The 24,782-nt window shown below is 70.9% G+C and carries 25 protein-coding genes; 14 read left to right on the top strand and 11 right to left on the bottom strand.

All coding sequences use genetic code 11. From position 1 onward, the window contains the following. The first annotated feature begins 20 nt into the window (after positions 1-20). The 5 genes from G515_RS0112760 to G515_RS0112780 all read left to right on the top strand — a co-directional run bounded on the left by G515_RS0112760 (position 21) and on the right by G515_RS0112780 (position 3,491). Positions 21-992, top strand: coding sequence for an asparaginase (locus G515_RS0112760; RefSeq protein WP_028660437.1), 972 nt, complete (start codon positions 21-23; stop codon positions 990-992). A 56-nt stretch (positions 993-1,048) separates the two neighbouring features. After that, positions 1,049-1,534: a helix-turn-helix domain-containing protein gene (locus G515_RS21300; RefSeq protein ID WP_036555506.1), complete on the top strand. Its 486-nt coding sequence runs from the start codon at positions 1,049-1,051 to the stop codon at positions 1,532-1,534. 37 nt (positions 1,535-1,571) lie between these two features. Next, positions 1,572-2,642 (top strand): hypothetical protein, encoded by a 1,071-nt coding sequence (locus tag G515_RS22760; RefSeq protein ID WP_051218350.1) that lies wholly within the window; start codon positions 1,572-1,574, stop codon positions 2,640-2,642. A 100-nt stretch (positions 2,643-2,742) separates the two neighbouring features. Then, positions 2,743-3,030 carry a DUF2516 family protein gene (locus G515_RS0112775; protein WP_036555508.1) on the top strand — a complete coding sequence of 96 codons (288 nt, stop codon included), beginning with the start codon at positions 2,743-2,745 and terminating at the stop codon, positions 3,028-3,030. A 104-nt stretch (positions 3,031-3,134) separates the two neighbouring features. After that, the gene (locus tag G515_RS0112780) at positions 3,135-3,491 is read left to right on the top strand and encodes a phosphomannose isomerase type II C-terminal cupin domain (protein ID WP_028660439.1); all 357 of its coding nucleotides are present in this window, start codon (positions 3,135-3,137) and stop codon (positions 3,489-3,491) included. A 74-nt stretch (positions 3,492-3,565) separates the two neighbouring features. Here G515_RS0112780 and G515_RS0112785 read toward each other — a convergent pair whose 3' ends face one another. Both G515_RS0112785 and rfbB read right to left on the bottom strand, forming a co-directional pair. After that, on the bottom strand, positions 3,566-4,966 hold the full coding sequence (locus G515_RS0112785; protein ID WP_028660440.1) for a sugar nucleotide-binding protein: 1,401 nt from the start codon (positions 4,964-4,966) through the stop codon (positions 3,566-3,568). Between the two features lie 3 nt (positions 4,967-4,969). After that, positions 4,970-5,968, bottom strand: a complete 999-nt coding sequence (rfbB, locus tag G515_RS0112790) for a dTDP-glucose 4,6-dehydratase (protein WP_028660441.1) — start codon at positions 5,966-5,968, stop codon at positions 4,970-4,972. Positions 5,969-6,015: 47 nt separating this feature from the next. Between rfbB and rfbA the strand changes: the two genes are divergently transcribed. Beyond that, a complete protein-coding gene (gene rfbA / locus G515_RS0112795; RefSeq protein WP_028660442.1) occupies positions 6,016-6,879 on the top strand; it encodes a glucose-1-phosphate thymidylyltransferase RfbA in 864 nt (287 codons plus the stop codon). Between the two features lie 59 nt (positions 6,880-6,938). Here the strand turns inward: rfbA and galE are convergent, their stop codons facing one another. Beyond that, a complete protein-coding gene (galE, locus tag G515_RS0112800; protein WP_028660443.1) occupies positions 6,939-7,913 on the bottom strand; it encodes a UDP-glucose 4-epimerase GalE in 975 nt (324 codons plus the stop codon). Positions 7,914-7,982: 69 nt separating this feature from the next. Here galE and G515_RS21310 point away from each other — a divergent pair, with 69 nt between their 5' ends. Together G515_RS21310 and G515_RS0112810 are read left to right on the top strand one after the other, a co-directional pair. Next, positions 7,983-8,579 carry a dihydrofolate reductase family protein gene (locus G515_RS21310; protein ID WP_051218351.1) on the top strand — a complete coding sequence of 199 codons (597 nt, stop codon included), beginning with the start codon at positions 7,983-7,985 and terminating at the stop codon, positions 8,577-8,579. Between the two features lie 55 nt (positions 8,580-8,634). Beyond that, entirely contained in the window at positions 8,635-9,393 is a 759-nt protein-coding gene (locus G515_RS0112810; protein ID WP_028660444.1) for an enoyl-CoA hydratase-related protein, read from the top strand. 34 nt (positions 9,394-9,427) lie between these two features. Here G515_RS0112810 and G515_RS0112815 read toward each other — a convergent pair whose 3' ends face one another. Both G515_RS0112815 and G515_RS0112820 read right to left on the bottom strand, forming a co-directional pair. Continuing rightward, on the bottom strand, positions 9,428-10,174 hold the full coding sequence (locus G515_RS0112815) for a helical backbone metal receptor (protein WP_028660445.1): 747 nt from the start codon (positions 10,172-10,174) through the stop codon (positions 9,428-9,430). Between the two features lie 102 nt (positions 10,175-10,276). Next, positions 10,277-11,119, bottom strand: coding sequence for an enoyl-CoA hydratase/isomerase family protein (locus tag G515_RS0112820; RefSeq protein ID WP_051218352.1), 843 nt, complete (start codon positions 11,117-11,119; stop codon positions 10,277-10,279). 139 nt (positions 11,120-11,258) lie between these two features. Here G515_RS0112820 and G515_RS0112825 point away from each other — a divergent pair, with 139 nt between their 5' ends. Then, positions 11,259-12,809 carry an AMP-binding protein gene (locus tag G515_RS0112825; protein ID WP_028660447.1) on the top strand — a complete coding sequence of 517 codons (1,551 nt, stop codon included), beginning with the start codon at positions 11,259-11,261 and terminating at the stop codon, positions 12,807-12,809. Positions 12,810-12,817: 8 nt separating this feature from the next. Here the strand turns inward: G515_RS0112825 and G515_RS0112830 are convergent, their stop codons facing one another. Then, a complete protein-coding gene (locus G515_RS0112830) occupies positions 12,818-13,756 on the bottom strand; it encodes an NAD(P)H-dependent flavin oxidoreductase (RefSeq protein ID WP_036555510.1) in 939 nt (312 codons plus the stop codon). A gap of 189 nt (positions 13,757-13,945) precedes the next feature. On the opposite strand from G515_RS0112830, the gene G515_RS0112835 reads away from it, so the two are divergent. Both G515_RS0112835 and G515_RS0112840 read left to right on the top strand, forming a co-directional pair. Continuing rightward, the gene (locus G515_RS0112835; RefSeq protein WP_051218353.1) at positions 13,946-15,193 is read left to right on the top strand and encodes an acyl-CoA dehydrogenase family protein; all 1,248 of its coding nucleotides are present in this window, start codon (positions 13,946-13,948) and stop codon (positions 15,191-15,193) included. Continuing rightward, positions 15,190-15,972, top strand: a complete 783-nt coding sequence (locus G515_RS0112840) for an SDR family NAD(P)-dependent oxidoreductase (RefSeq protein WP_028660450.1) — start codon at positions 15,190-15,192, stop codon at positions 15,970-15,972. Before G515_RS0112835 ends, G515_RS0112840 begins: the two co-directional genes overlap by 4 nt. Before the next feature lie 56 nt (positions 15,973-16,028). Here G515_RS0112840 and icmF read toward each other — a convergent pair whose 3' ends face one another. The 5 genes from icmF to ectA all read right to left on the bottom strand — a co-directional run bounded on the left by icmF (position 16,029) and on the right by ectA (position 22,372). Then, positions 16,029-19,196 carry a fused isobutyryl-CoA mutase/GTPase IcmF gene (gene icmF, locus G515_RS0112845; RefSeq protein WP_028660451.1) on the bottom strand — a complete coding sequence of 1,056 codons (3,168 nt, stop codon included), beginning with the start codon at positions 19,194-19,196 and terminating at the stop codon, positions 16,029-16,031. Positions 19,197-19,352: 156 nt separating this feature from the next. Continuing rightward, positions 19,353-19,844, bottom strand: a complete 492-nt coding sequence (locus G515_RS0112850; protein ID WP_028660452.1) for a MarR family winged helix-turn-helix transcriptional regulator — start codon at positions 19,842-19,844, stop codon at positions 19,353-19,355. Positions 19,845-19,995: 151 nt separating this feature from the next. Next, on the bottom strand, positions 19,996-20,415 hold the full coding sequence (locus G515_RS0112855; RefSeq protein ID WP_028660453.1) for an ectoine synthase: 420 nt from the start codon (positions 20,413-20,415) through the stop codon (positions 19,996-19,998). Positions 20,416-20,444: 29 nt separating this feature from the next. Then, entirely contained in the window at positions 20,445-21,749 is a 1,305-nt protein-coding gene (ectB, locus tag G515_RS0112860; RefSeq protein WP_245565384.1) for a diaminobutyrate--2-oxoglutarate transaminase, read from the bottom strand. 110 nt (positions 21,750-21,859) lie between these two features. Then, on the bottom strand, positions 21,860-22,372 hold the full coding sequence (gene ectA, locus G515_RS0112865) for a diaminobutyrate acetyltransferase (RefSeq protein ID WP_028660455.1): 513 nt from the start codon (positions 22,370-22,372) through the stop codon (positions 21,860-21,862). Between the two features lie 147 nt (positions 22,373-22,519). Between ectA and G515_RS0112870 the strand changes: the two genes are divergently transcribed. The 3 genes from G515_RS0112870 to G515_RS21315 all read left to right on the top strand — a co-directional run bounded on the left by G515_RS0112870 (position 22,520) and on the right by G515_RS21315 (position 24,758). Beyond that, complete coding sequence (locus G515_RS0112870; protein ID WP_028660456.1) at positions 22,520-23,335, top strand: mycofactocin-coupled SDR family oxidoreductase; 816 nt, start codon at positions 22,520-22,522, stop codon at positions 23,333-23,335. Positions 23,336-23,463: 128 nt separating this feature from the next. Continuing rightward, positions 23,464-23,991 (top strand): sigma-70 family RNA polymerase sigma factor, encoded by a 528-nt coding sequence (locus tag G515_RS0112875; RefSeq protein ID WP_051218354.1) that lies wholly within the window; start codon positions 23,464-23,466, stop codon positions 23,989-23,991. After that, complete coding sequence (locus G515_RS21315; protein WP_051218355.1) at positions 23,988-24,758, top strand: zf-HC2 domain-containing protein; 771 nt, start codon at positions 23,988-23,990, stop codon at positions 24,756-24,758. The genes G515_RS0112875 and G515_RS21315 overlap by 4 nt, the downstream gene beginning before the upstream one ends. Positions 24,759-24,782 lie beyond the last annotated feature (24 nt).

Consider the following 24,782-nt stretch of genomic DNA (forward strand, 5'->3'; position numbering starts at 1 on the left):
GGTCTCCCTAGGCTGTGCGCATGTCGCAGTCTGTGCAGATCGCCGAGATCGTCCGTTCGGGTTTCGTCGAGGGGGGCCATCGCGGGTCGGTGGTCGCGCTCACTCCCGAGGGTCAGGTCGACTGGGCGGTCGGTGACCCCACGGCGCCGATCCTCCCCCGATCGTGCAACAAGCCGCTCCAGGCCGCTGCGATGGTCCGGCTCGGGCTGGATCTGCCACCTGAACTCCTCGCACTGGGGTCGGCGTCCCACTCCGGTGAGGACTTCCACGTACAGGGGGTCAGGGCCATGCTGGCGCGCGGTGGACTGGACGAGTCAGCTCTCCAGTGCCCCGTCGACTGGCCGATGTGGCCCGACGTACGGGAGGCCGCGATGCGCTCCGGCGCGGAGCCGAGCCGACTGACCATGAACTGCTCGGGCAAGCACGCCGCGATGCTGCTCACCTGCCTGGCCAACGGCTGGAGTCTCACCGACTACCTCGACCCGGAGCATCCGCTCCAGCGTGGGATCACCGCTGTCTTCGCCGAACTCACCGGCGAGACGCCGTACGTCGCCGTCGACGGGTGCGGCGCCCCGCTTCTGTCGGCCTCGCTGATCGGGCTCGCCCGCGCCTTCCGCAGGCTCGCCGTCGCCCGTGCCGAGGAGGCATCGGACCTCGCCGAGCACGCCGTGGCGGAGGCGATCCGGCGCCACCCGGCGAACGTCTCGGGCACGACCCGCGACGAGCACCGGCTGCTCACCGCCATGCCGGGCGCCATCGCCAAACTGGGGGCGGAGGCGGTCTACGTACTGGCCACCCCGGACGGGCGCGCCTGGGCACTCAAGGTCGAGGACGGTGCCGACCGGGTGCGTCCGATCGTGATGGCCGCCGCGCTGGTCCGCTCCGGGGTGGATCGGGAGGACTGGGTGGACGGGGTCGCGCTGAGGGCGACCGGGGCGCACCCGCTCAGCGGTGGAGGCACCACGGTGGGGGAGATCCGCGCCCTCGTCTGAAGGATTTTGCTAACTGCCCGCTTGATTTTGCTAGCAAGAGTTAGCACAATGGAGGCATGGTCACGAGCAAGGTCACCAAGACGGTTCAGTCGCTGGGCGACTACCTCAAGGAGCAGCGGGTCAGCGCCAAGCTCTCCCTGCGCCAGCTCGCCGACCAGGCCGGAGTCTCCAACCCCTACCTGAGCCAGATCGAGCGCGGGCTGCGCAAGCCGTCCGCGGAGGTGCTGCAGCAGATCGGCAAGGCGCTGCGCATCTCCGCCGAGCAGCTCTACGTGCGCGCCGGCATCCTCAGCCCCGAGGACGGCGTCGGTGGCTCCGTGGAGCTCGCCGTGCTCGGCGACACCCGACTCACCGAGCGCCAGAAGCAGTCCCTGCTCGACGTCTACTCATCCTTCCTCGCGCTCAACTCCCGCGATACGGAGTCGACCGGCACCACCGAGACCACCGGCCCGGCAGAGACCACCGAGTCGGCCGCCGCCGATCACCCTGAGCCGACCACCACCCACGACCGGGCATCGGAGCCCGGTGCCGACCAGGACTGACCCAACCCTGACTTCCCGATCCCCCGGAGGAATCGCTATGCCCACGTTCGACATTCCCAAGCCGTCCCTGTCCGACCTGCCCAAGGTCGCCGCCCCCGCCACCAGGACCTTCTACGCCGGGGCCGGTTTCGCCGACCTCGCGGTCGACACGGTCAAGGGCTACCTCACCACGCTCACCGGCACCGTGACCGAGAAGGTCGCCGACTACAGCTCTGAGGTCACCGAGGCGTTCGCCGGCTACCAGAAGGGCGTGAGCGCCAAGCTCTCCGACGTCCAGCGCAGCGCCGGCGCCATCGACCCGTCCGCACTGTCCGCCTCGGCCCGCGCCAAGATCTCCGAGCAGGTCGAGGCCATCGGTGCCGACGCCAAGGCGCGTCGGGCCCAGGTCGGGGAGCGCGTCGCCGGTCTGCAGTCGCTGCCGGGCAAGGCGGGCGCGTACGCCGTCGAGACCACCTCTTCGGCCGTCGGTGCCTACGGCGTCCTGGTCAAGCGCGGTGAGAGTGTCGTCGCCCGCCTCCGCGGCGAGGAGCCCACCGTCGAGACCGCCACCGAGGCTGCGCCCTCCACCACGAGCGCGAAGAACGGCACCAAGACCGGCACCGCGAAGACGAGCACCGCCAAGAGCGGCGCCGCCAAGACGGCCTCGGCGAAGACCAGCGCGGCCAAGCCGAGCACCACCAAGACCAGCACCGCCAAGACGACCTCGGCGAAGACCAGCGCCGCCAAGACCGGCACCGCCAAGACCGGCACCGCCAAGACCAGCGCCGCCAAGACCGGCACCGCCAAGACGGGTGCTGCCAAGTCGGCTACGGCGAAGAGGGCCCCGGCCAAGAAGGCGACGCCGGCGAAGGCGACGTCCCCGGCGAAGCCCACGAACGCCGAGACCCCCGCCCAGGCGACTCCGGCCAAGCCGACTCCGGCCAAGCCGACTCCGGCCAAGGCGACTCCGGCCAAGCCGACCGCCTCGGCGGTCCCCGCCGACAAGCCTGCCGACAAGCAGGCCGAGAAGCCCAACAGCCAGCAGGCCCTGATTCCGGAGCCCACGGCCACCACCGAGGCCGAGCCCGCGCCGAAGGCCGACAACCCCACCCAGCAGCCGGAGGCCTGAGCGCCGATCGGTCGCTGACTCGAGCCCGTCCCGCACCAGCGGGGCGGGCTCGCGTGTCGTCGTACTCGCGGTGGCGCCGCGTACAGTGGTGCGAGTGGACATGTTCCTGAACCTGCAGGGTGGCGTGATGCTGCTGGTCGCCTTCGTGCTGCTGGTGGTGAAGTTGTTCGCATTCGTCTCCAGCCTGCGCTTCGAGACGGAGGCCTACCGTGCGGCCGGCAAGCTGACCAAGCCCACCTGGGCGATGATCCTTGGGGGTTCGGTGGCGCTCCAGTTGCTCACCCTCGCCGGGCTCGGACTCTCCCTGGTCAATCTCGTCCTGACCATCGCCGCATTGGTCTACCTGGCCGACGTCCGGCCCGCTCTCGCCGGGCTCCGGCGGCGCTGAGGGGCGAGACCGTGCCCGGTCGGAGAGAGGTCTTCACCGGATCGTCGGGGATTGGTTGCCTCTACTCCCTGCGCGACGAGCTCGCGGCGGCCTAGGCTCTCGCCATGATCGGCGACTCCGAACTGCGGCCCTGGGGCGAGTGGTCCGTGCTCGATGAGGGCAAGGGCTACAAGGTCAAGCGCATCCTGGTGCTCCCGCGCTCGCGACTGTCCTACCAGACCCACGAGCACCGCTCCGAGCATTGGGTCGTCATCACCGGTACCGCCACCTGCATCATCGAGGGCGAGACCACCGTGATCGGTGCCGGCCACAGCATCGACGTCGGGGTCGGCCAGGCCCACCGGATCTGCAACGACCACCCCACCGAGGACCTGGTCATCATCGAGGTGCAGCGTGGCGGCTACCTCGGCGAGGACGACATCGTCCGACTCCAGGACGACTTCGGCCGCTGCGAGCACTGAGCCTCGAGGCGGACGGTGCTCGTCCGGCACCGCCGCGACCGTTCCTCCGCCCGAGCGGACTCGAGCGCTCGCGCTCAGTCGGCCAGGTGGCGACGTAGTGCGGTGAGGGCGTCCTCGGGTTCGAAACCGGTCGCCTGGAGTTTGTCGAGCGGAAGCATCGAGTTGAGCGGCCGGGCAGCCATCGGTCGGCCGGCCTCGGCCTGTGCGGCGGCGTACGACGCGGAGTCGGTCTCGGCGACGTCCGCACGCGTGCGCCCGGAGAGCGCGAACACCTCGGCCGCGACGTCGTGCCACGACATGGCGGGACCGGCGTTGGTGACGTTATAGGTGCCGAAGGCGGCCTCGGTGGCGAGGAGGTGGCGGGTGGCGCGAGCCAGTTCGCCGGCGAAGGTGAGCCGCCCGACCTGGTCGGTCACGACCGTCGGTGAGACCCCCTTCTCGGCCAGGCCGCGCATGGTGCGCACGAAGTTGCCGCCCTCGCCGACCACCCATGAGGTGCGCAGCAGGAGATGGCGCGGCGTGGTCGACACGGCGGTGTCGCCGGCGGCCTTGCTCTGGCCGTAGACCCCGAGCGGGGAGAGCGGCTCGTCCTCCGCGTGCTCGGCGGCGGCCCCGTCGAAGACGTACTCCGAGGAGTAGTGCACCAGGGTCAGCCCGTGCTCGGTGGCGATCCGGGCGAGGGTGGCCGGCCCGGTGGCGTTCGCCGCCCAGGCCCGCGGCCGTCCCTCGTCGCCCTCGGCGGCGTCCACCGCGGTGTAGGCGGCGGCGTTGATGATCACGGCGTACTCACGCCACGGCCAGGCCGCCAGGGCCTCCTCGTCGGTCAGGTCGAGTTCGGATCGGGTCACCACGTGGGCCGTGGGGAACTCGGCGGCCAGGGCGCGCCCCAGTTGTCCGCCGCCCCCGAGCACCAGGATGCGCTTGGCTGGCATCGGGGTGACATCGTCGAGTCGGGGGTTGCCACGGTCCTTCTCGGAGACCTCGACCTCGTCGGACTCGAGCGGGATCGGCCACGGGATGGCGATCGTGGGGTCGGCCAGATTCAGCGCCGGGTAGGTCTGGCCGGGAGCCCAGTGGTCGTTGACCAGGTAGGAGTAGACGGTGCCGTCCGCGAGCGCCTGGTAGGAATTGCCGACGCCTCGCGGCACGAACACCGCGACGCCCTCATCGATCTCGACCGAGTACGTCGCCCCGAAGGTGTCGCCCTCGCGCATGTCGACCCAGGCACCGAAAACGCGTCCGGTGGCCACAGAAACGAACTTGTCCCAGGGCTCGGTGTGGATCCCGCGGGTGGCGCCCCGGGAGGCGTTGAAGCTCATGTTGTTCTGGACCGGCCCGAAGTCGGGCAGGCCCAGGCTCACCATCTTGGCGCGCTGCCAGTTCTCCTTGAACCAGCCGCGGGCGTCACCGTGCACCGGCAGGCGGACGACCAGCAGACCGGGGATGGGGGTGGTCTCGATGCTCAGGTCGGCCATCGGTCAGTGGCCCTTCGCGGCGTACTTGGCCTCGGTCTCGGCCTTGAGCGGGCGCCACCAGTCCTCGTGCGCCCGGTACCAGTCGATGGTCTCGGCCAGGCCCTCGTCGAAGTCCTGGAAGCGCGGCTCCCAGCCCAGTTCGCTGCGCAGCTTGCCGGACTCGATCGCGTACCGGCGGTCGTGGCCGGCGCGGTCGGTGACCCACTCGATGTCGTCCTCGGGGCGGCCGAAGGTGCGCAGGATCGCGCGGACCACCTCGAGGTTGCTCTTCTCGCCGTCCGCACCGATCAGGTAGGTCTCACCCGTTCGGCCACGCTCCAGGATCGCGAGCACCGCCGAGGAGTGGTCTTCGGTGTGGATCCAGTCGCGGACGTTGAGCCCGTCGCCGTACACGCGCGGCCGACGGCCGTCGAGCACCTCGGTGATCTGGCGGGGGATGAACTTCTCGACGTGCTGCCAGGGACCGTAGTTGTTGGAGCAGTTGGAGATCGTGGCGCGGACGCCGAAGCTGCGCACCCACGCGCGCACCAGGTGGTCGGAGCCGGCCTTGGAGGCGGAGTACGGCGAGGAGGGCTGGTACGGCGTGTCCTCGGTGAAGCGCTTGGGGTCGTCCAGGTCGAGGTCGCCGTACACCTCGTCGGTGGAGACGTGGTGGAATCGCACGTCGTGCTTGCGCACCGCCTCCAGCAGGGTGAAGGTGCCGACCAGGTTGGTCTGCACGAACGGCGCCGGGTCCTCGAGACTGTTGTCGTTGTGCGACTCGGCCGCGTAGTGGACCACCGCGTCGGCACCCGCCACCAGCCGGTCGACCAGGGACGCGTCGGTGATGTCGCCGACCACGAGCTGCACGCGCTCCTCGGGCAGGCCCGCCAGGGACGCCTCGGTGGAGGCGTAGGTGAGCTTGTCGAGCACCGTGACGTGTGCGTCGGTGTGCGCCACGAGATGGTGGACGAAGTTGGAGCCGATGAAACCGGCCCCGCCGGTGACGATGATGCGGTTCACGCGGGGGAGTCTACGGACGCGGCCCCGAATCCGTAGGGTTGACCAGCATGAAGGGAATCGTCCTGGCGGGGGGCACCGGTTCGCGTCTGCACCCGATCACTCTCGCGGTGAGCAAACAGCTGATGCCGGTCTACGACAAGCCGATGGTCTACTACCCGCTGAGCACGCTCATGCTCGCCGGGATCCGGGAGATCCTGGTGATCACCACGCCGCACGACGCGGCGGCCTTCGAGCGACTGCTCGGGGACGGCTCCCAGTTCGGCATCGACCTGAGCTACGCCCAGCAGCCGTCCCCCGACGGCCTGGCACAGGCCTTCACCATCGGTGCCGACCACATCGGCGACGACCGGGTGGGCCTGGTGCTCGGGGACAACATCTTCTACGGCAGCGGGGTCGGCTCGCAGCTCCAGCGGTTCGAGGAGCTCGATGGCGCGGCGGTCTTCGGCTACCGGGTGGCCGACCCGACGGCGTACGGCGTGGTCGAGTTCGACGAGCACCACCGGGCCGTCTCGCTGGAGGAGAAGCCGCAGCACCCGCGCAGCAACTATGCGGTGCCGGGGCTCTACTTCTACGACAACACCGTGGTGGAGCTGGCCGGCTCGCTGCGGCCCTCGGCCCGCGGGGAGCTCGAGATCACCGACCTCAACCGCCTCTACCTGGACGCCGGCAAGCTGTCGGTCGAGGTGCTGCCGCGGGGCTCGGCCTGGCTCGACACCGGCACCGTGAGCGACCTGAACGAGGCCTCCAACTACGTGCGCGCCATCGAGAACCGGCAGGGCACCAAGGTCGGCGCCCCCGAGGAGGTGGCCTGGCGCAACGGGTGGCTCAGCGACGATCAGTTGGCCGAGCTCGCCCAGCCGCTGGTCAAGTCCGGGTACGGCGCCTACCTGCTCGATCTGCTCGACGACTGAGCCGGGGTGGCCGGGCCGGGGCGCGGCCCCTCGGGCGCTCCCCGGACCGATCGCTCAGCTCAGCTCGACACCCGCTCGGCGGCCTGGCGGGCGGACCAGGCGCTGGCGACCATGTCGGTCAACGAGTTGCGCATCTCCCACCCCAGGTCGCGCCTGGCGAGTTCGCCGGTGGCCACGATCCGGGCGGGGTCACCCGGCCGGCGGGGGCCGATGTCGGGGGCGAAGTCGATGCCCGTGACCTCGCGGACGGCGTCCATGATCTGGCGCACCGAGGAGCCCTCGCCCGATCCGAGGTTGTAGACCGGTTCGAGGGTGGCACCCTCGATCATCCGGCGCGCGGCGACGACGTGCGAGTGGGCGAGATCGGCGACGTGCACGTAGTCGCGCACGCAGGTGCCGTCGGGAGTGGGGTAGTCCTCGCCGTTGATCCGCGGGGTGCGTCCCTCGGTCAGCGCCTCGAAGACCAGCGGGAAGAGGTTGTGCGGACTGCTGTCGTAGAGGGCGTCCGAGCCGGAGCCGACGACGTTGAAGTAGCGCAGGCTGGTGTGCCGCAGGCCGTGGGCGGTCGCCACGTCGCGGATGAGCCATTCCCCGATCAGCTTGCTCTCGCCGTACGGGCTCTCGGGGTCGGTGGGGGTCTCCTCGGTCACCAGATCGAGGTCGGGGGTGCCGAACGTCGCGGCGCTGGAGGAGAAGACCAGCTTGTCCACGCCCACGGTGAGCATCGCGTCGAGGAGGTTGGCGGTGCCGGTGACGTTCTGGGCATAGGTGTGCAGCGGTCGCTGCACCGAGACGCCGGCGTACTTGAACCCGGCGAGGTGGATGACCCCTTCGACCTCGTGCTCGCGGAGGGTCTGCTCGACCAGCGCGGTGTCGAGCACCGAGCCGCGCACGAAGGGCACGTCCGCGGGCACGAACTGCGCGTGGCCCGAGGAGAGATCATCGATGACCACCGGTGCCATGCCCGCCTCGATCAGCGACGCCACCACATGGGAGCCGATGTAGCCCGCCCCGCCCGTCACCAGCCAGCTCATCTCGATCTCCTTCGTCGTAGGTCGTGAGCCCGCCCAGGATAGGCGGCGCGGCTCGGGCAGGATGTCCGGGTGAGGACTCTGCTGGGTGATGGACGCTGGGACTGGCCCGACCGGCCGTGGCTGCGGGTGAACATGGTGAGCACGGTCGACGGCTCCGCCCAGGGCGAGGACGGGCGGTCGGGTTCGATCAACAACGACGTCGACCGGGAGGTGTTCCAGAGCCTGCGGGAGGCGGCCGAGGTCGTGCTGGTCGGCGCCGGCACCGCGCGGGCGGAGGAGTACGGCGAGGCCCGCACACCGATGGTCGTGGTCAGCCACGGCGACCTGCTCCCCGACTCCCTGCGGGAAGCCGCCAACGTCACCGTACGGCGGGGTGGCGGACCCGCCGACCTGCGGCGCCTGGTCGAGGAGTTGTACGCCGCCGGGCACCGGCGGCTGCTCTGCGAGGGTGGACCGACCCTGCTCTCCGGCCTGCTGGGGGCCGGGGTCGTCGATGAACTGTGCACCACGATCGTGCCGCGCCTGGTGGGCGGCGAGCACCATCGGATCGTGAACGGCCCGCCGCTCGACGTACCCCTGGAGCTGGCTTCGCTGGTCGAACAGGAGGGCACCCTGCTGGCCCGATGGCTGGTGCCCGAGGGGGCGTGCCGGATCGCCCCGTCCTGACCGGACCGGGTGGTCCGCACCCCCGTCCGGAGCGCAGGGAGGCTACCCTCCCGCGGTGAGCCAAGAACTGCAGGTACGCCGCACCGCCGGCGTCGTCGAGGTCACCTTCAGCCGTCCCGAGCGGCACAACGCCTTCACCCAGGCGATGTACGCCGCGATGCACGAGCTGTGCGACGAGCTCGCCTCCGCCGAGGACGTCCGCGTGCTCGTCCTGCGGGGCGCGGGTGGCCGGGCCTTCGCGGCGGGCAACGAGATCTCCGACTTCCTCTCCCAGGACCCGGTCGAGTACGAGGACTGGATCCGCGCGCTGCTGGACAAGCTGTTCCGGCTGCCGCAGGTGACGGTCGCCGCGGTCGACGGTGTGTGTGTCGGCGGAGGGCTTGCGGTGGCGACCCACTGCGACCTGCGGCTGGCGACCCCGCACTCCCGCTTCGGCTACCCGATCGCACGCACACTCGGCAACGCGCTCGCCGCGCCCATCGTCTACCGGTGCGCCGCCGTCTTCGGTGAGGCCCTCACCCGCGAGATGCTGCTCACCGCCCGCCTGGTCGGCGCCGACCGGGCCCACGGCGTCGGCGCCCTCCTGGAGGTCACAGACTCCCTCGACGATGCGCTCGCCAGGCTGCTCGACTCACTGGAGACCCTCTCCGCGGTGACCCTCCGAGCCACCAAGCGTCAGCTCGTGGCCCGCGCTGCGGTCGTCGAGGCCGCCCCCTCCTTCGACGGCCCGCTTCTCCACGAGGTCTACACCGGTCCCGACTTCGCCGAGGGTGTGCGGGCCTTCCTCGCCAAGGACAGGCCCGCCTTCGGCTGATCGCGGGTCCCGGTGGCCGGTCGGTCCGCGCCCTTCAGGCGAGGTCGGCCGCTTCGAGCAGCGAGGGGCCGTACCAGGTGAGGAGCCGGCCGCTGACCAGTTCGGTGGGGGTGCGGCGGAACGCCTCGGGTCCGTCGAGGGCGGTGAACTCGTAGGGCTCGTCGGGAAGCAGCGCCACCTCGGCGCCGGCGGCGTCGAGGTCGGCGAGGTCGACGTGGGGGTAGCGGTCGCCGGCCGGGTTGAGCGCAGGGTCGGCATACAGGTTGAGCCAACCGAGCCGGCGTAGCAGGTCGCCGGTGAACGTTCGTGCGCCGACGATCATCCACGGATCCCGCCAGATGGGTACGACGACGCGGCGGGTCACCGCGGGGAGCGGGCCGCACCAGCGGTCGGCGGCCTCGGCCAGCCAGGCCGGGCGCGCCCAACCGAGGGCGTCGAGGAGGCGCCCCATCGAACCGATCGCCGTCGGCACGGTCTCGATGTCGGTCACCCACACCCGGACGCCGCTGTCGCGCAGGCGGCGTACGTCGAGCTCCCGGTTCTCCTCCTTGTTGGCCACGACCACGTCGGGGGCGAGGGCGCGGACGGCGGCGAGGTCCGGGTTCTTCGTACCGCGGACGCGGGTCGCCGCGAGGTCGGCGGGGTGGGTGCACCAGTCGGTGGCACCCACGACCCGGTCGGCGGCGACCGACGCCAGCGCTTCGGTCAGCGAGGGCACCAGGGACACCACTCGCCGGGCCGGCCGTGGTCCGTCGTACGGCGTACCGAGGTCGTCCATCACCCGCTCGACGGTACTTGGTCGGTCGTGCGGGGTCGGCCGTGCCGGGTCAGGGGTGCCGGGTCAGGGGTGCGGGGTCGGTCGTGTCGGGTCACGGGTGCCGGGTCAGCGGTGCTGGTACGCCGGCGGACGCTTCTCCAGGAAGGCCGCACGGGCCTCGGCGGCGTCCTCGGTCCAGGCGCTGACCATCTGCTGGCGGTTCTCGAACTCGATCGCCGTGGCCAGGGAGGGCATCTCCAGCGAGGCCCACATGCCCTGCTTGGTGAGGGAGACCGAACCGGGCGGGTTGAGCATGATCTCCGCGGCCTTCGCATGGGCGACGGGAAGCAGGTCCGCGGGCGCGACCACCCGATGAAGCAGGCCGATCCGCTCCGCCTCGGCGGCGTCGAACCTGCGGCCGGTGAGCATGAGTTCGTGGGCATGGCCGGCCCCGACGATCCGGGGGAGGAGCCAGGAGGTGCCGATGTCGCACGCGGAGAACCCGGCCCGGATGAAGGACACCGCGAACACGGCCGGGTCGGCCGCGATCCGGATGTCGCTGGCCAGCACGAGGGCGAGGCCGCCGCCCGCTGCCGGGCCGTTGACGGCCGCGATCACCGGGTGGGGCAGGTCGTGGATCTTCTGGGTGAGCCGGGCGATCTCGCGCTGGCGGTCCAGCGCGCCGAGCGAGCGGCCCATCTCCTCCTCGCGCCCGTTGTCGCCGTACCCGGTCAGTTCGAGCCCGGCGCAGAAGCCCCGCCCGGCTCCGGTGAGGACGACGGCTCGCACATCCCGGTCGGCGGCGACCTCGTCCAGGGCCCGATGGAGGTCGGTGACCAGCTGATGGGTCATCGTGTTCAGCCGGTCGGGCCGGTTCAGGGTCAGCTGGCAGATGCCGGGGGCGGGCCGGGTCACCAGGACGGGGGCGTCCTCCGATGCGGGGACGCCGGGCGGGTCGGTCGGGCTCATGGGTCGGGCACCTTTCACTCGAATCGTTCGCCCCGTTCTACCGAACGATCGTTCAATGCGGAAGGGCGATTTTCCTTGCGCCGGCTCCCAGTGCTCTGGTTTCCTCCTGAACGATCGTTAAGCGACAGGAAGGGTCCGCATGCCGTACCAGCACCAGACCGGTAGCACCGTCGGGGCGGTCACGCTCCGAGCACTGCGACGCTTCCCGGGACGGACAGCGTTCACCTGGGGGAGCGGGACGGTCGAGGAACGGCTCACCTACGACCAGGTGCTGGACGTCATCGGCCGGACCCAGGCGGTGCTCGCGGAGGCGGGCCTCACCCGCGGCGACCGGATCGCGATCCTGTCCGGCAACAAGGTCGACGCCTGGTGTACGTCGACCGCGGCCAGTGCCAGCGGCATCGTCGTGACGAACCTCCACCCCCTCGGGTCCCTGGCTGACCAGGCCTACCAGGTGCAGGACGCCGGGGCGACCGCCCTGTTCGTCGATCCGGGGAAGTACGAGCAGCGCGGTCGTGAGATCGCCGATGCCACCGGTCTGTCCACGGTGTTCAGCTTCGGCCCCTCGGGCGAGGGTGCCGACCTGCGGAAGGCATGTGACCGGATCGGCGCGAGTCGGGCGATCGACGTAGCGGACCCCGCTGAGCTCACCATCATCAACTACACCGGCGGCACCACCGGACGCCCCAAGGGTGTGGAGCGTCGGCACGAGGCCGTGCTGTCCGGCACCCGTTCGGTGCTGACCGACTTCGAGTTCCCGGACGTGCCGCGCTACCTCGCGGCCGCTCCGATCACCCACGTCGCGGGCACCAAGATCCTGCCCACGCTGCACAAGGGTGGGACGGTGCACCTGCTGGACGGGTTCTCCACCACCACCGTGCTGACGGCGATCGCCGAGCAGCGGATCAACCTGGCGCTGCTGGTGCCGACCATGATCTACGCGCTGCTGGACGACCCGGCCCTGGACTCGGCCGACCTCTCCTCGCTCGAGGTCATGTTGTACGGCGCATCGGCGATGTCCCCCTCGCGCCTCCGCGAGGGCCACGAGCGCCTGGGGTCCATCTTCGCCCAGCTCTACGGCCAGACCGAGTGCTACCCGATCTCCTACCTCTCCCGTGCCGACCATGCGCGGGGCCTGGCCGAGGACCCCGGCCTGCTCACCTCCTGCGGCTACCCCGTGGTCGGCACCGCGGTGACCCTGCTGGGAGCCGACGGAGAACCGGTCCCCACCGGCGACTCGGGTGAGATCTGCGTGCGGAGCCAGGGAACGATGGACCGCTACCACGACCTGCCCGACCTCACCGAGGAGACCCTGGCCGGCGGCTGGGTGCACACCGGCGACATCGGGCGCTTCGACGAGTCCGGCTACCTGAGCATCGTGGACCGCAAGAAGGACATGATCGTCAGCGGCGGGTTCAACGTCTTCCCGCGCGAGGTGGAGGACGCCCTCACCAGCCATCCGGAGGTCAGCACCGCCGCGGTGTACGGCGTACCGGACGAGAAGTGGGGCGAGGCGGTGCACGCCGCCGTCGTGCTCAAGGACGGCGCCACGGTCGAGGCCGAGATGCTCATCGACCGGGTCAAGGAGCTGAAGGGCTCGGTCCAGGCGCCCAAGCAGGTCCGGGTGCTCACCGAACTGCCCACCACCGCGGTCGGCAAGGTGGACAAGAAGGCGCTCCGCGAGGAGTGATCCCCGGGTCACGCCCCGGCGGCGGCGTACTCCTCGGCGAGCCGGGCCACCAGCTCCGCCACGGGGGGTACGTCGCCCACCGCGGAGACGGAGTGGCCAGCGCTCCATACGTCTGTCCATCGACGCGGTCCGCTCGCCCCGGACCCGAACATCACCGCGGCGGACTCGGCGGTGACCTGTTCGTCGAGCCGGTCCGGGTCGAGCCCGGCGGCGGCGATGGACGGCCGGAGCATGCTCGTCGAGAGGCCGGTGAAGGCCCGGGTCAGGACGACGTCGTCCATGGTGCTGGAGACCAGCATCTCCTGGTAGGCAGCCTCCGCCCGGCTCTCCTCGGTCGCGATGAACCGGGTGCCCAGGTAGCCCAGATCGCAGCCGAGGGTGATCGCGGCGCGCAGCGCGGTGCCGTCGCCGATCCCGCCGGCGAGCACGATCAGGCCGTCGTACCAACGGCGGATCTCGCGGACGAAGGCGAACGGGTTGAGCCACCCGGTCTGACCGCCGGCACCGGCGGTGAGCAGGACCAGGCCGTCGACGCCGGCCTCGGCCGCCTTCTCGGCGTGCCGCACGGTGGCGACGTCGGCGAGGACCAGCGCACCGGCCTCGTGCAGCGGGCCGACCACGCCGGCGGGGGAGCCGACGCTGGTGATGACCAGTTCCACCCGGTGTCGCACCAGGGTCTCCAGATCCTCGGCGAGGCGCGGCTGACGGATGATCAGGTTGGGGCACCACGGCGCCCAGGGCGCCTCGCCACGCTCCTCATCCAGGCTCCCGAGCCAGTCGTCGAGCTCGCCCACGGAACGCGCGTTCGCGGTCGGGAACGCCCCGATCACGCCGCTGCGACAGGCCGCAGCCACCAGCTCGGGGCCGCTGACTCGCAGCATGGGGGCCGAGATCGCCGGGATGCGGAGCCGGCGGCCGATCGATTCGGGCAGCCTGGTGATGGGCATGGGGTTCCTCCTCGGACCCCTGTGGGACAGGGGCGGTGTGCTTGACAGGAGTGTCGCGAGCGATGATCGTGTCCGCAGCTTAACGATCGTTCAATCGAGATCGGGACGCGCGCGCGCTTCGGCGCTCGCGCGCGCACCCGGCCCGCGGTCCGCCGCCGGCTCCAGTCCGCCACCCAGCAGGAGAAAAGCATGCCCACCCTGTCCGACCCCTACGACGTGGCCGGTCTCGACCTCACGCCCTCGGCCAAGGCCCGCGAACTGCGTGCGGAGCTGGTCGACTTCATGAACACGCGGGTCTTCCCGGCCGAAGCCGCCTACCACGCCTACCGCGCGGAGAAGGGGCCCGAGGACCACACCCTCCCGCCGGTGGTGGAGGAGCTCAAGGCGGAGGCGAAGCGCCGCGGGTTGTGGAACCTCTTCCTCCCCTCCGTCTCCGGGATCTCCAACCTCGACTACGCCGGCCTGGCCGAGATCAGCGGCTGGAGCCTCGATCTGGCCCCGGAGGCGATCAACGGGCAGGCGCCCGACACCGGCAACATGGAGCTGCTGCACCTGTTCGCCACTCCCGAGCAGAAGGAGCGCTGGCTCGAGCCGCTCATGGACGGCCGGATCCGGTCCGTCTTCGCGATGACCGAGCCCGAGGTGGCCAGCTCGGACGCCACCAACATCGAGACCTCGATCGTGCGCGACGGCGACGAGTACGTCATCAACGGGCGCAAGTGGTGGAGCAGCGGGGCCGCGGACGAGCGGGCCCAGCTGTTCATCGTGATGGGAAAGACCGACCCCGAGGCCGCCCGTCACCGGCAGCAGTCGATGGTTCTCGTGCCCCGTGACACCGCTGGCCTGAGCATCGTGCGGGATCTCCCGGTGTTCGGCCGGCACGACCAGCACGGTCACTGCGAGGTCCTCTTCGAGGACGTCCGGGTGCCGGTCACCAACGTCCTCGGCGAGGAGGGCGGCGGTTTCGCGATGGCCCAGGCGCGGCTCGGACCGGGCCGCATCCACCACTGCATGCGCGCCCTCGGCGCCGCCGAGCGGGCCCTCCAGCTGATGGTCGACCGGGCCCAGTCCCGGGTGGCGTTCGGCAAGCCGCTGGCCGAGCAGGGTCTGGTGCAGGCCTCCATCGCCGAGTCGCGGATCGCCATCGCCCAGGCCCGGCTGCTGTGCCAGCACACCGCAGCGGTGATCGACGCGCACGGCAACAAGGCCGCCGCGGGGCTGGTCTCGCAGGCCAAGGTCTCGGTGCCCCGGGTCGCCCTCGACGTGATCGACCGGGCCATCCAGGTGCATGGCGGCGCCGGTATCAGCGATGACGTCCCCCTCGCCGCGATGTACGGCTGGCACCGGGCCATGCGCCTGTTCGACGGCCCCGACGAGGTGCACCTGCGCACCATCGCGAAGAACGAACTCGCCGCCGAGGGGGTGCTGCGGCCGTGACCGACCTCAGCAGCTCACCCCTGGACAGGTTCCGGCTCGACGACAAGGTGGTGGTGGTGACCGGGGCCAGCTCCGGCCTCGGGGTCGGGTTCGCCCGGGCGGTCGCCGCGGTCGGCGCCACGGTCGTCCTGGCCGCCCGCCGCGAGGACCGGCTCGAGAGCCTGGCCGAGGAACTCCGTGCCGGTGGCACCCGGGTCCTCACCCGTCGTACCGACGTGGCGGTGGAGGCGGAGTGCCAGGCGCTGGCCGCCGCGGCTGCCGAGGAGTTCGGCCGGATCGACGTGCTCGTCAACAACGCCGGCCTCGGTACCAGCGGCACGACGGCGCTGCGCGAGGATCCGGCGGCCTTCGACCAGGTGGTCGACGTCAACCTCAAGGGCGTCTACTGGATGGCCCGGGCGTGCGCGCCGCACATGCCGCAGGGGTCCTCGATCGTCAACATCGCCAGCGTGCACGGCTGGGCGGCCTCCCGTTTCCCGGGCGCGGCGTACGCCGCCAGCAAGGCCGGCGTCGTCGGGCTGACCCGCGACCTGGCCCAGCAGTGGGCGCAGCGCCGGGGGATCAGGGTCAACGCGCTGTGCCCCGGCTACTTCGATAGCGAGATGACCAGCCAGGACGGCGACGTACTCGGCGCGATGGTCGAGCAGACCGGCATCCTGCACCGGTTCGGTCAGCAGGAGGAGCTCGACTCCGCGCTGCTCTTCCTCGCCAGCCCGGCCTCGTCGTACATGGTCGGAGCGTCGCTCGTGGTCGACGGCGGCCTGAGCGCGACCATCTGACGCCGATCCCACGTCCGCCCCGCCGCGGCCCAAGGGCCGGGGCGGACGTGCGTGGGTCAGACGTTGCGGCGGTAGGCGCCGCCGACCTCGAAGAAGGCCTCCGTGATCTGGCCCAGGGAGCAGACCCGGGAGGCGTCCATCAGGACGGCGAAGATGTTCTCGCCCGAGATCGCGGCCTTCTTCAGCCGGGAGATCGCCTCGGTGGCCTCCACGGAGTGCTCGGCCTGGAAGCGGCGAACCCGGTCGAGCTGACCCTGCTTCTCCTCGTCGGTGCCGCGGGCGAGTTCGACCGTGTCGGGGGACGCCGAGGCGTCGGGACGACGGAAGGTGTTGACCCCGATGATGGGGAGCGTGCCGTCGTGCTTGCGCTGCTCGTAGAGCATCGACTCGTCCTGGATCTTGCCGCGCTGATAGCCGGTCTCCATCGCGCCGAGTACGCCGCCCCGCTCGGAGAGCCGCTCGAACTCGCAGAGCACGGCCTCCTCGACCAGGTCGGTGAGCTCGTCGACGATGAAGGATCCCTGGAGGGGGTTCTCGTTCATCGCCAGGCCCCACTCGCGGTTGATGATCAGCTGGATCGCGAGGGCGCGCCGCACCGACTCAGCCGAGGGGGTGGTGACCGCCTCGTCGTAGGCGTTGGTGTGCAGCGACTGGGCGTTGTCGTAGATCGCGCACAGGCCCTGCAGGGTGGTGCGGATGTCGTTGAAGTCCATCTCCTGGGCGTGCAGGGAACGGCCGGAGGTCTGGATGTGGTACTTCAGCTTCTGGGAGCGCTCGGAGCCGGCGTACCTCTCCTTCATCGCGACCGCCCAGATCCGGCGGGCGACCCGGCCGATCACGGTGTACTCGGGGTCCATCCCGTTGCTGAAGAAGAACGACAGGCTGGGCGCGAAGTCGTCGATGTCCATCCCGCGGGCGAGGTAGGACTCGACGTAGGTGAACGCATTGGCCAGGGTGAAGGCCAGTTGCGTGATGGGGTTGGCCCCCGCCTCGGCGATGTGGTAGCCGGAGATCGACACCGAGTAGAAGTTGCGCATCTGCTGCGCGATGAACCATTCCTGGATGTCGGCCATGCAGCGCAGGCTGAACTCGGTGGAGAACAGACAGGTGTTCTGGCCCTGGTCCTCCTTGAGGATGTCGGCCTGCACCGTGCCGCGGACGGTCTGCAGGGCCTCGGCCGGGTCGATCCCACGCTCGCGGGCCTGGTCGATCACGGTGTTGAGGAAGAACGCCAGGATCGTCGGGGCCGGCCCGTTGATGGTCATGCTGACGCTGGTGGTCGGCGCGAGCAGGTCGAAGCCGTCGTAGAGCGCCTTCATGTCGTCGAGCGTGGCCACGCTGACCCCGCTGGTGCCGACCTTGCCGTAGATGTCGGGGCGCTCGTCGGGGTCGCGACCGTAGAGGGTGACGCTGTCGAACGCCGTCGAGAGGCGGGTGGCCGGCTGCCCCTCGGAGAGCAGCTTGAAGCGGCGGTTGGTGCGGAACGGGTCGCCCTCGCCGGCGAACATCCGGGCCGGGTCCTCGCCGGTCCGCTTGTGCGGGAAGACCCCGGCGGTGAACGGGAACCGGCCCGGGAGGTTCTCCCGGCGCCAGAAGCGCACCAGCTCGCCGTGGTCCTGATAGCGGGGTACGGCGACGCGCGGCACCCGGTTGCCGGACAGGCTCTCCCGGCCCTCGTCGGCGTCGTAGGCCGCGACGGTGGCGGGCCACTCGTCGATCTCCTCGCTGAGGTCGCGGGGAAGGTCGGCCCGGGCCTGGGCCGCCACCGTCCCCGCCTCGGGCACCTCGGCTGCGGCGATCTCGAGCGCCTGCGCGCGGCGGGCGGAGGTCGCGAGCTGCTCGGTCTGGGTGTGGTAGCCGCGGACGGTGTCGGCGATCTCGGCCAGATAGCGGATCCGCTCGCCGGGCACCAGCGGATTGCTGCCGCTGGAGTGGCGCACGTCGACGTGGGGGAGCGTGCCCTCCTCGAGTCGCAGGCCGCCCCCGGTGCCGTCCTCGGATCGCGCCTCGGCGAGGAGGCCGGTCAGGTGCTGGTAGAGCGCGGTGACCCCGTCATCGTCGAAGTGGGCGGCCGAGGTGCCGAAGACCGGCATCTCCTCCGGCCTGGAGCCGAACGCCTCCCGGTTGCGCACCAGCTGGCGGCCCACGTCGCGCATCGCGTCGAGGGCGCCGCGCCGCTCGAACTTGTTGATCGCGACCACGTCGGCGAAGTCGAGCATGTCGATCTTCTCCAGCTGGCTGGCCGCGCCGAACTCCGGCGTCATCACGTACAGGCTGGTGTCCACGAAGGGCACGATCGCGGCGTCGCCCTGGCCGATGCCGGGGGTCTCGACGATCAGCAGGTCGAACCCGGCGGACTTCACCACGGTGAGGACGTCGCTCAGGTGCTCGGGCAGTTCGTGGGCGCCACGGGTGGCCAGGCTGCGGAAGAAGACCGGGCTCTCGCCGTGGGTGGAGATCGAGGAGTTCATCCGGATCCGGTCGCCCAGCAGGGCACCCCCGCCCTTGCGACGGGTGGGGTCGACCGCGATCACCGCGACGCGGAGCTTGTCCTGCTGGTCCAGCCGGAGGCGACGGACCAGCTCGTCGGTGAGGCTGGACTTGCCCGAGCCACCGGTGCCGGTGAGCCCGAGGACCGGCACCGACGCGGTCTCGGCAGCCTGCCGCAGACGGTCCATGAGATCGGGGGGCAACTGCCCCTCCTCGGCACCCGTGATCGCACGGGCCAGGGCGGTGCGATCGCCCGCGATCACCTCATCGGCCCCGACCTGGCGCTGCTCCCAGAGGTCGACGTCGAGCTCCCGGACGACGGAGTTGACCATGCCGGCCAGGCCCAGTCGCTGGCCGTCCTCGGGGGAGAAGATGGTGACGCCGCGCTCGCGCAGCAGCGCGATCTCCTCGGGCACGATCACGCCGCCACCGCCGCCGACGACCCGGATGTGCCCGGCGCCGCGCTCGCGGAGCTGGTCGACGAGGTAGCTGAAGTACTCGACGTGGCCCCCCTGGTAGCTGCTCACCGCCACCCCGTGCGCGTCCTCCTCGATGGCGGCGTCGACCACCTCCTGGACGCTGCGGTTGTGTCCGAGGTGGATCACCTCGCAGCCCTGGGACTGGAAGATCCGCCGCATGATGTTGATCGAGGCGTCGTGGCCGTCGAAGAGGCTGCTGGCGGTCACCAGTCGGATGTGGTGGTGGGGAACGTGCAACTCGGGGTGCTGGGGCATCGATGCTCCGTCGTACTCAGGGATTACTAGGAAGTCCAACTAAATCAAGAGTACGGTGCCCGTCCGGATCGCAACAGGGGTGACCGGCCGGTAGTTCGACAGGCGCCGCGACCGCGCAAGGGGGAGAGCCGCCGACGCCGCGTTGTTCGTCCGGGTTCAGTCGTCGACCGGGTCGCCGGCCCCGGCGCGGAAGTCGTTGAGCAGGTCGGTCAGGCGGGCCACCTCATCGGTGGCGAGCCCGGGGCGGGCGAACACCTCGGCGTTGAGACCGACGGTCGCCTCCTCGACGATCTTGCGGCCCGCCTCGGTGATCTCGGCAAGCACGATCCGTCGGTCCTGCTCGCCGCGGCTGCGGACGACGTACCCCTGCTTCTCCAGCCGGTCGACGGCGGAGGTGACCGAGGTGGGGTGCACCTGGAGCAGCGAGCCGAGGCGCGTCATCGGGAGGGCACCTGCCCGGGTGAAGGCGAGCAGGCGTAGCACCTCATAGCGCGCGAAGGTGAGACCCAGCGGCCGGAGCACGGCATCGATCCGCTCGAGGAGCAGCTGGTGGGCGCGGAACACCGAGGTCACCATCGCCATTCCGTCGGCGGCCTCTGCCCAGCCGTGGGCGGTCCATTGACGACGGGCCTCCCGGATCGGATCCATGGTGCCAGGGTACGGCGGGCGACACCGTGCGCATCGCTCCGGCACGCGGCTCTGGCGCCCGGTGGCAGCGGCCCCCGACAGGCCCCGGCAGGTCCCGACCGGCCCGGCCGAGATCGGCGGGCCGGCCGAGGCCTGCTGCTGGTCGGCCGGGTCAGCCGACCGGTTCGGTGGCGGCCTCCGGCTCGGTGATCAGCGGGTAGACGCCGTCCTCGTCGTGCACCTCGCGACCGGTCACGGGCGGGTTGAAGGTGCAGATCAGCCGCAGGTCCGTGGTGGCCGTGACCGTGTGCCGGTCGTGCTTGTCGAGCAGGTAGCACATGCCGTCGCGGATCTGGTGGGTCTGACCGGTCTCGCGGTCGAGCAGTTCGCCCTCGCCCTCGACGCAGTAGACGGCCTCGATGTGGTGGGCGTACCAGAACTCGCTGCTCGTGCCGGCGTAGATGTTGGTCTCGTGGAAGGAGAAGCCGACACCCTCGCGCGCCAGCACCATCCGTCGGCTGCGCCAGTGACCGTCCTCGGACCGGATGTCGCGCTCGGTGTCGTCCAGCTTCTCCAGGTAGGTGACCTTCATTGCTCTCTCCTTCTCGTCGGTACCGTCGTTCAGCGGGCCGTGCCGAGCACCTCGGCCACCGAGTCCGCGATGATCCGGGTGCCCTCGGCCAGGTCCTCGGCGGTGATGGTGAGCGCCGGCATCACCTTGAGCACCTCGCTCTCGGGGCCGGAGGTCTCGACCAGTAGCCCGCGGCGGAACGCTGCCTGGGCCACCCGGCCGGCGACCTCGGGGTCGGGGAAGGCCACGCCGGTGAGTAGGCCGCGTCCGCGCACCTCGGCGCCGTCGTACTGCTCGGCCACGGCGGTGAGGTCGCGCCGCAGCTCGGCACCGCGCTCCCGGACCTCCTTGGCGAAGACGTCGTCGGACCAGAACCTCTCCAGCGCGGCCGTGCCGGTGACGAAGGCGGCGTTGTGCCCGCGGAAGGTGCCGTTGTGCTCACCGGGCTCCCAGACGTCGAGGTCGGGTCGGATCAGCACCAGCGCCATCGGCAGCCCGTAGCCGGAGATCGACTTCGACAGGCAGACGATGTCGGGGACGATCCCTGCCTCCTCGAAGCTGAAGAAGGTGCCGGTGCGTCCGCAGCCCGCCTGGACGTCGTCGACGATCAGCAGGATGTCGTGGGCGCGGCACAGGTCGCTGAGGGCCCGCAGCCACTCCAGCCGGGCGGCGTTGAGTCCGCCCTCGCCCTGCACGGTCTCGACGATGATCGCCGCGGGCTTGTCCACGCCGGACCCGGAGTCCTCCAGGACCCGCTCGAGCCACAAGAAGTCCTCGGTGGTGCCGGAGAAGTAGTCGTCGTAGGGGATCTTGGAGGAGTTGGTGAGCGGGATCCCGGCGCCGCGGCGCTTCATCGAATTGCCGGTGACCGACAGCGAGCCCAGCGTCATGCCGTGGAAGGCGTTGGTGAAGGACAGGATGTGCTGTCGGCCGGTCACCTTGCGGGCCAGTTTGAGCGCCGCCTCCACGGCGTTCGTGCCGGTCGGTCCGGGGAACATCACCCGGTAGTCGAGCTCCCGCGGCTCGAGGATCAGATCCTGGAAGGCGGTGAGGAAGTCCCGCTTCGCGCTGGTGTACATGTCCAGCGAGTGCAGGATGCCCCCGTCACGCAGGTAGTCCAGCAGCGGCTCGAGGAGCTCGGGGTGGTTGTGGCCGTAGTTGAGCGCGCCCGCGCCGGAGAAGAAGTCGAGGTACTCCCGGCCGTCCTCGGTCTGGATCCGGGGGCCGGCGGCCCTGGTGAACACGGCCGGCCAGCTGCGGCAGTAGCTGCGCACCTCGGACTCCAGCGACTCGAAGATCGAGGTCGCGGCGTCGGTCGGTGAGGTGGCGGGCGAAGACGTCATGGTTTGGGACATGGAACCTTCCTGGCAGCCGGGACGGGGTACGACGACGTACCCGCGCCGACCGCATGGGGACAGTGGTCAGTCGTGCGTCTGGTGTGCGTCTGGTGTGGATCAGGCGTGCGTCAGGCGTGCAGCGGCCCGATGCGGAACAGAACTTCCGCGTCGTGGCCGTCCGGGAACAGCGGGGCGGCGAAGAGTTCGCTGCGCTCCAGGAGCGCTCCCCGGCTGGTCGCGAAGGAGGAGAACAACGCGATCGAGGCCGCGTTGTCCGCGGTGATGGTGGTCTCCAGGTGGGAGAACCGGTCACCGTGCCGGTCGACGATCTCGGCCAGCATCCGGCGGGCGAGGCCGCGGCCGCGGTGCCGCTCGTCGACGGCCACCTGCCAGATCATGAGCGTCTCGGGCCGGTCGGGTCGGGCGTAGCCGGTCACGAAGCCGGCCGGTTCGTCCCCGACGGTCGCGACGACGGAGGTGGCCGCGAAGTCCCGTGCCCACAGCAGGTAGGCGTAGGACGCGTTCACGTCGAGCACCCGTGAATCACGGGCCAGCCGCCACATGGCGGCTGCGTCCCCGAGGGCGGGGGCGCGGAGATCGACCTGAGCGGTCGAGGTAGAGGTGGACGTTCTGCCAGTCATGTCATGGTCAGGCATCGGCATGGGAACCTAACAGGGCCACCCCTCCGGCACGCAAGGTCACCCCCGCCGGATTGTGAGGCATCTGACATCCTCGGCACCGGGGTGGCACGCCTCGCGGTCACCCCTTCGTCTGCCGAGGAGGAGCCCATGAGTGCACGACTGGACGGCAAGGTCGCCTACATCACCGGGGTGGCCCGAGGACAGGGACGCGCGCACGCCGTACGTCTGGCCTCGGAGGGTGCCGACATCGTCGGGATCGACCTGGCCGGGCCGCTGCCCGGCGTCCCCTACGACTCGCCCACGCCCGAGGACCTCGCCGAGACCCAGCGGCTGATCGAGGCCGAGGGGAGGCGCGCGATCCTGGTCCAGGGAGATGTGCGCGACCTCGCCGCGCTCAAGGAGCTGAGCGCCCGGGCCACCGCCGAGCTCGGTGGCCTCGACATCGTGGTGGCCAACGCCGGCATCTGCATCCCGACCGCCTGGGACGCCGCCACCCCCGAGATCTTCGGCGATCACCTGGACATCAACGTCACCGGCGTGTGGAACACCGTGATGGCCACCGCCCCCGCCCTCATCGAGCGGGGCGGCGGCTCGATCGTCCTGGTCAGTTCCTACGCCGGCAAGAAGGTGCAGCCGTTCATGGTGCACTACACGACCAGCAAGCACGCCCTGGTCGGCATGACCCGTGGTTTCGCGGCCGAACTCGGCCGGCACCACGTCCGGGTCAACAGCATCCACCCCGGCGGCGTGAACACGCCGATGGGCTCGGGCAACATGCAGGGCGCCCTGGCCGCAGCCGCCGAGACCAACCCGAGCCTGATGGGGATGGGTACGCCGTTCGTGCCCAAGTGGGCCGCCGAGCCCGAGGAACTGGCCGGCCTGGTCGCCTATCTGGTCAGTGACGAGGCGTCCTACATCACCAGCGAGCACATCAGCCTGGACGGCGGCATGCAGTACTTCTGACGCCCGCCGGTCCGAGCGCCCGCCGGGAGGGCCGGTCGTCACTCCCGGCTCGGTGCTGGTCGGGTGAACCGGTCGTCCGCGCGTACCGTGGAGAGGGCGGAGGTGGCGGTGCGCAGAGGGAGCCGACCGTGACACGCGCCCGAGGGCCGACCGAGGCCGAGCGGGATGCGGCGGTGCTGCGTGCCCTGCACCGGGACCATGCGGGCGCGTTGTGGGGGTTCGTCGTCCGGCTCACCGGCGATCCGGCGCGGGCCGAGGACGTCGTCCAGGAGACCATGCTCCGGGCCTGGCGGCACGGTTTGGCCGAGGACGAGCGCGGGTCGGCGCGGGCCTGGCTGTTCACCGTGGCGCACCACCTGGTCGTGGACCAGGCAAGGAGCGCCCGGGTCCGGCACGAGACCCTGGTGGAACGGCTGCCCGAGCTTCCGATCTCGGACCGGGTCGAGGCGCTGTTCGAGTCACTGCTGGTCGGTGACGCCCTGCGCACCCTCACCCGTGAGCACCTGGAGGTCGTCGTCCGGGCCTACTACGGCCGGCATTCGGTCGCGGAGATCGCGGCCGAACTCGGGATCCCGGCCGGCACGGTCAAGTCGCGGCTGCACTACGGCCTGCGTGCGCTCCGGCTCGCTCTGCAGGAGCGGGGGGTGACCCGATGAGTGCCGAGGGGAACGGACGTGACCCGCATGCGGAGTACGCCGACCTGGACGGTGCCTACGTGCTCGGGGCGTTGTCCCCGGGCGAGCGGGAGGGATTCGAACGCCACCTGAGCGGATGCGCCGAGTGCCGGCGCTCGGTGAGCGAGCTGACGCCGCTTCCCGGGTTGCTCTCACACCTGGAGCCCGCGGACGCGCAGTTGCTGCTCGACGACCCGGGCGGGGGCCGCCAGGACCTCGGGCCGCCCGCCGGTCTGGAGGAGCGACTGCTCGATGCGGCCGAGGCCGAACGCGAGTCGTCCGGGCCTCGGAGCCGGCGGCGGTTGGTCCTGGCGGGCGTGATCGCCGCCCTGGTGGCGGCAGTGGCGGCAGCGGCGCTCGTCGTACCGTTCGACGTGGACGAGGGCTCCACCGACCAGGCGCCGACGATGAGTGTCGAGTTGCGGCCGCGGGCGGCCACCTCGCTGAGCGCGGAGGTCGCCCTCACCGGGATGCCGTGGGGCACCAGCGTGGAGATGACCTGCACCTATCCGCAGGGCGACCCGGCGTCCTATCGCGGATCGGGCGGCGACTACGCCGGCGGGCGTGCCTACCGTCTGGTCGTCCTCACGGCCGACGGCCGACGCGAGGTCGTGTCGCGCTGGCGGGCGGGCCCGGGGGACACCGTGCGCACCAGCGGTTCCTCCGACCTCGGGGTGGAGGAGATCCTGCGGCTCCAGGTGCGTGTCGGCGCGAGCGGCCGGGTGCTGCTCGCGGCTCCGACGGGGTGAACCGCAGGGGGTCGGGTCTCGTGT

The sequence above is a fragment of the Nocardioides insulae DSM 17944 genome, from assembly GCF_000422825.1.
Taxonomy (GTDB): domain Bacteria; phylum Actinomycetota; class Actinomycetes; order Propionibacteriales; family Nocardioidaceae; genus Nocardioides; species Nocardioides insulae.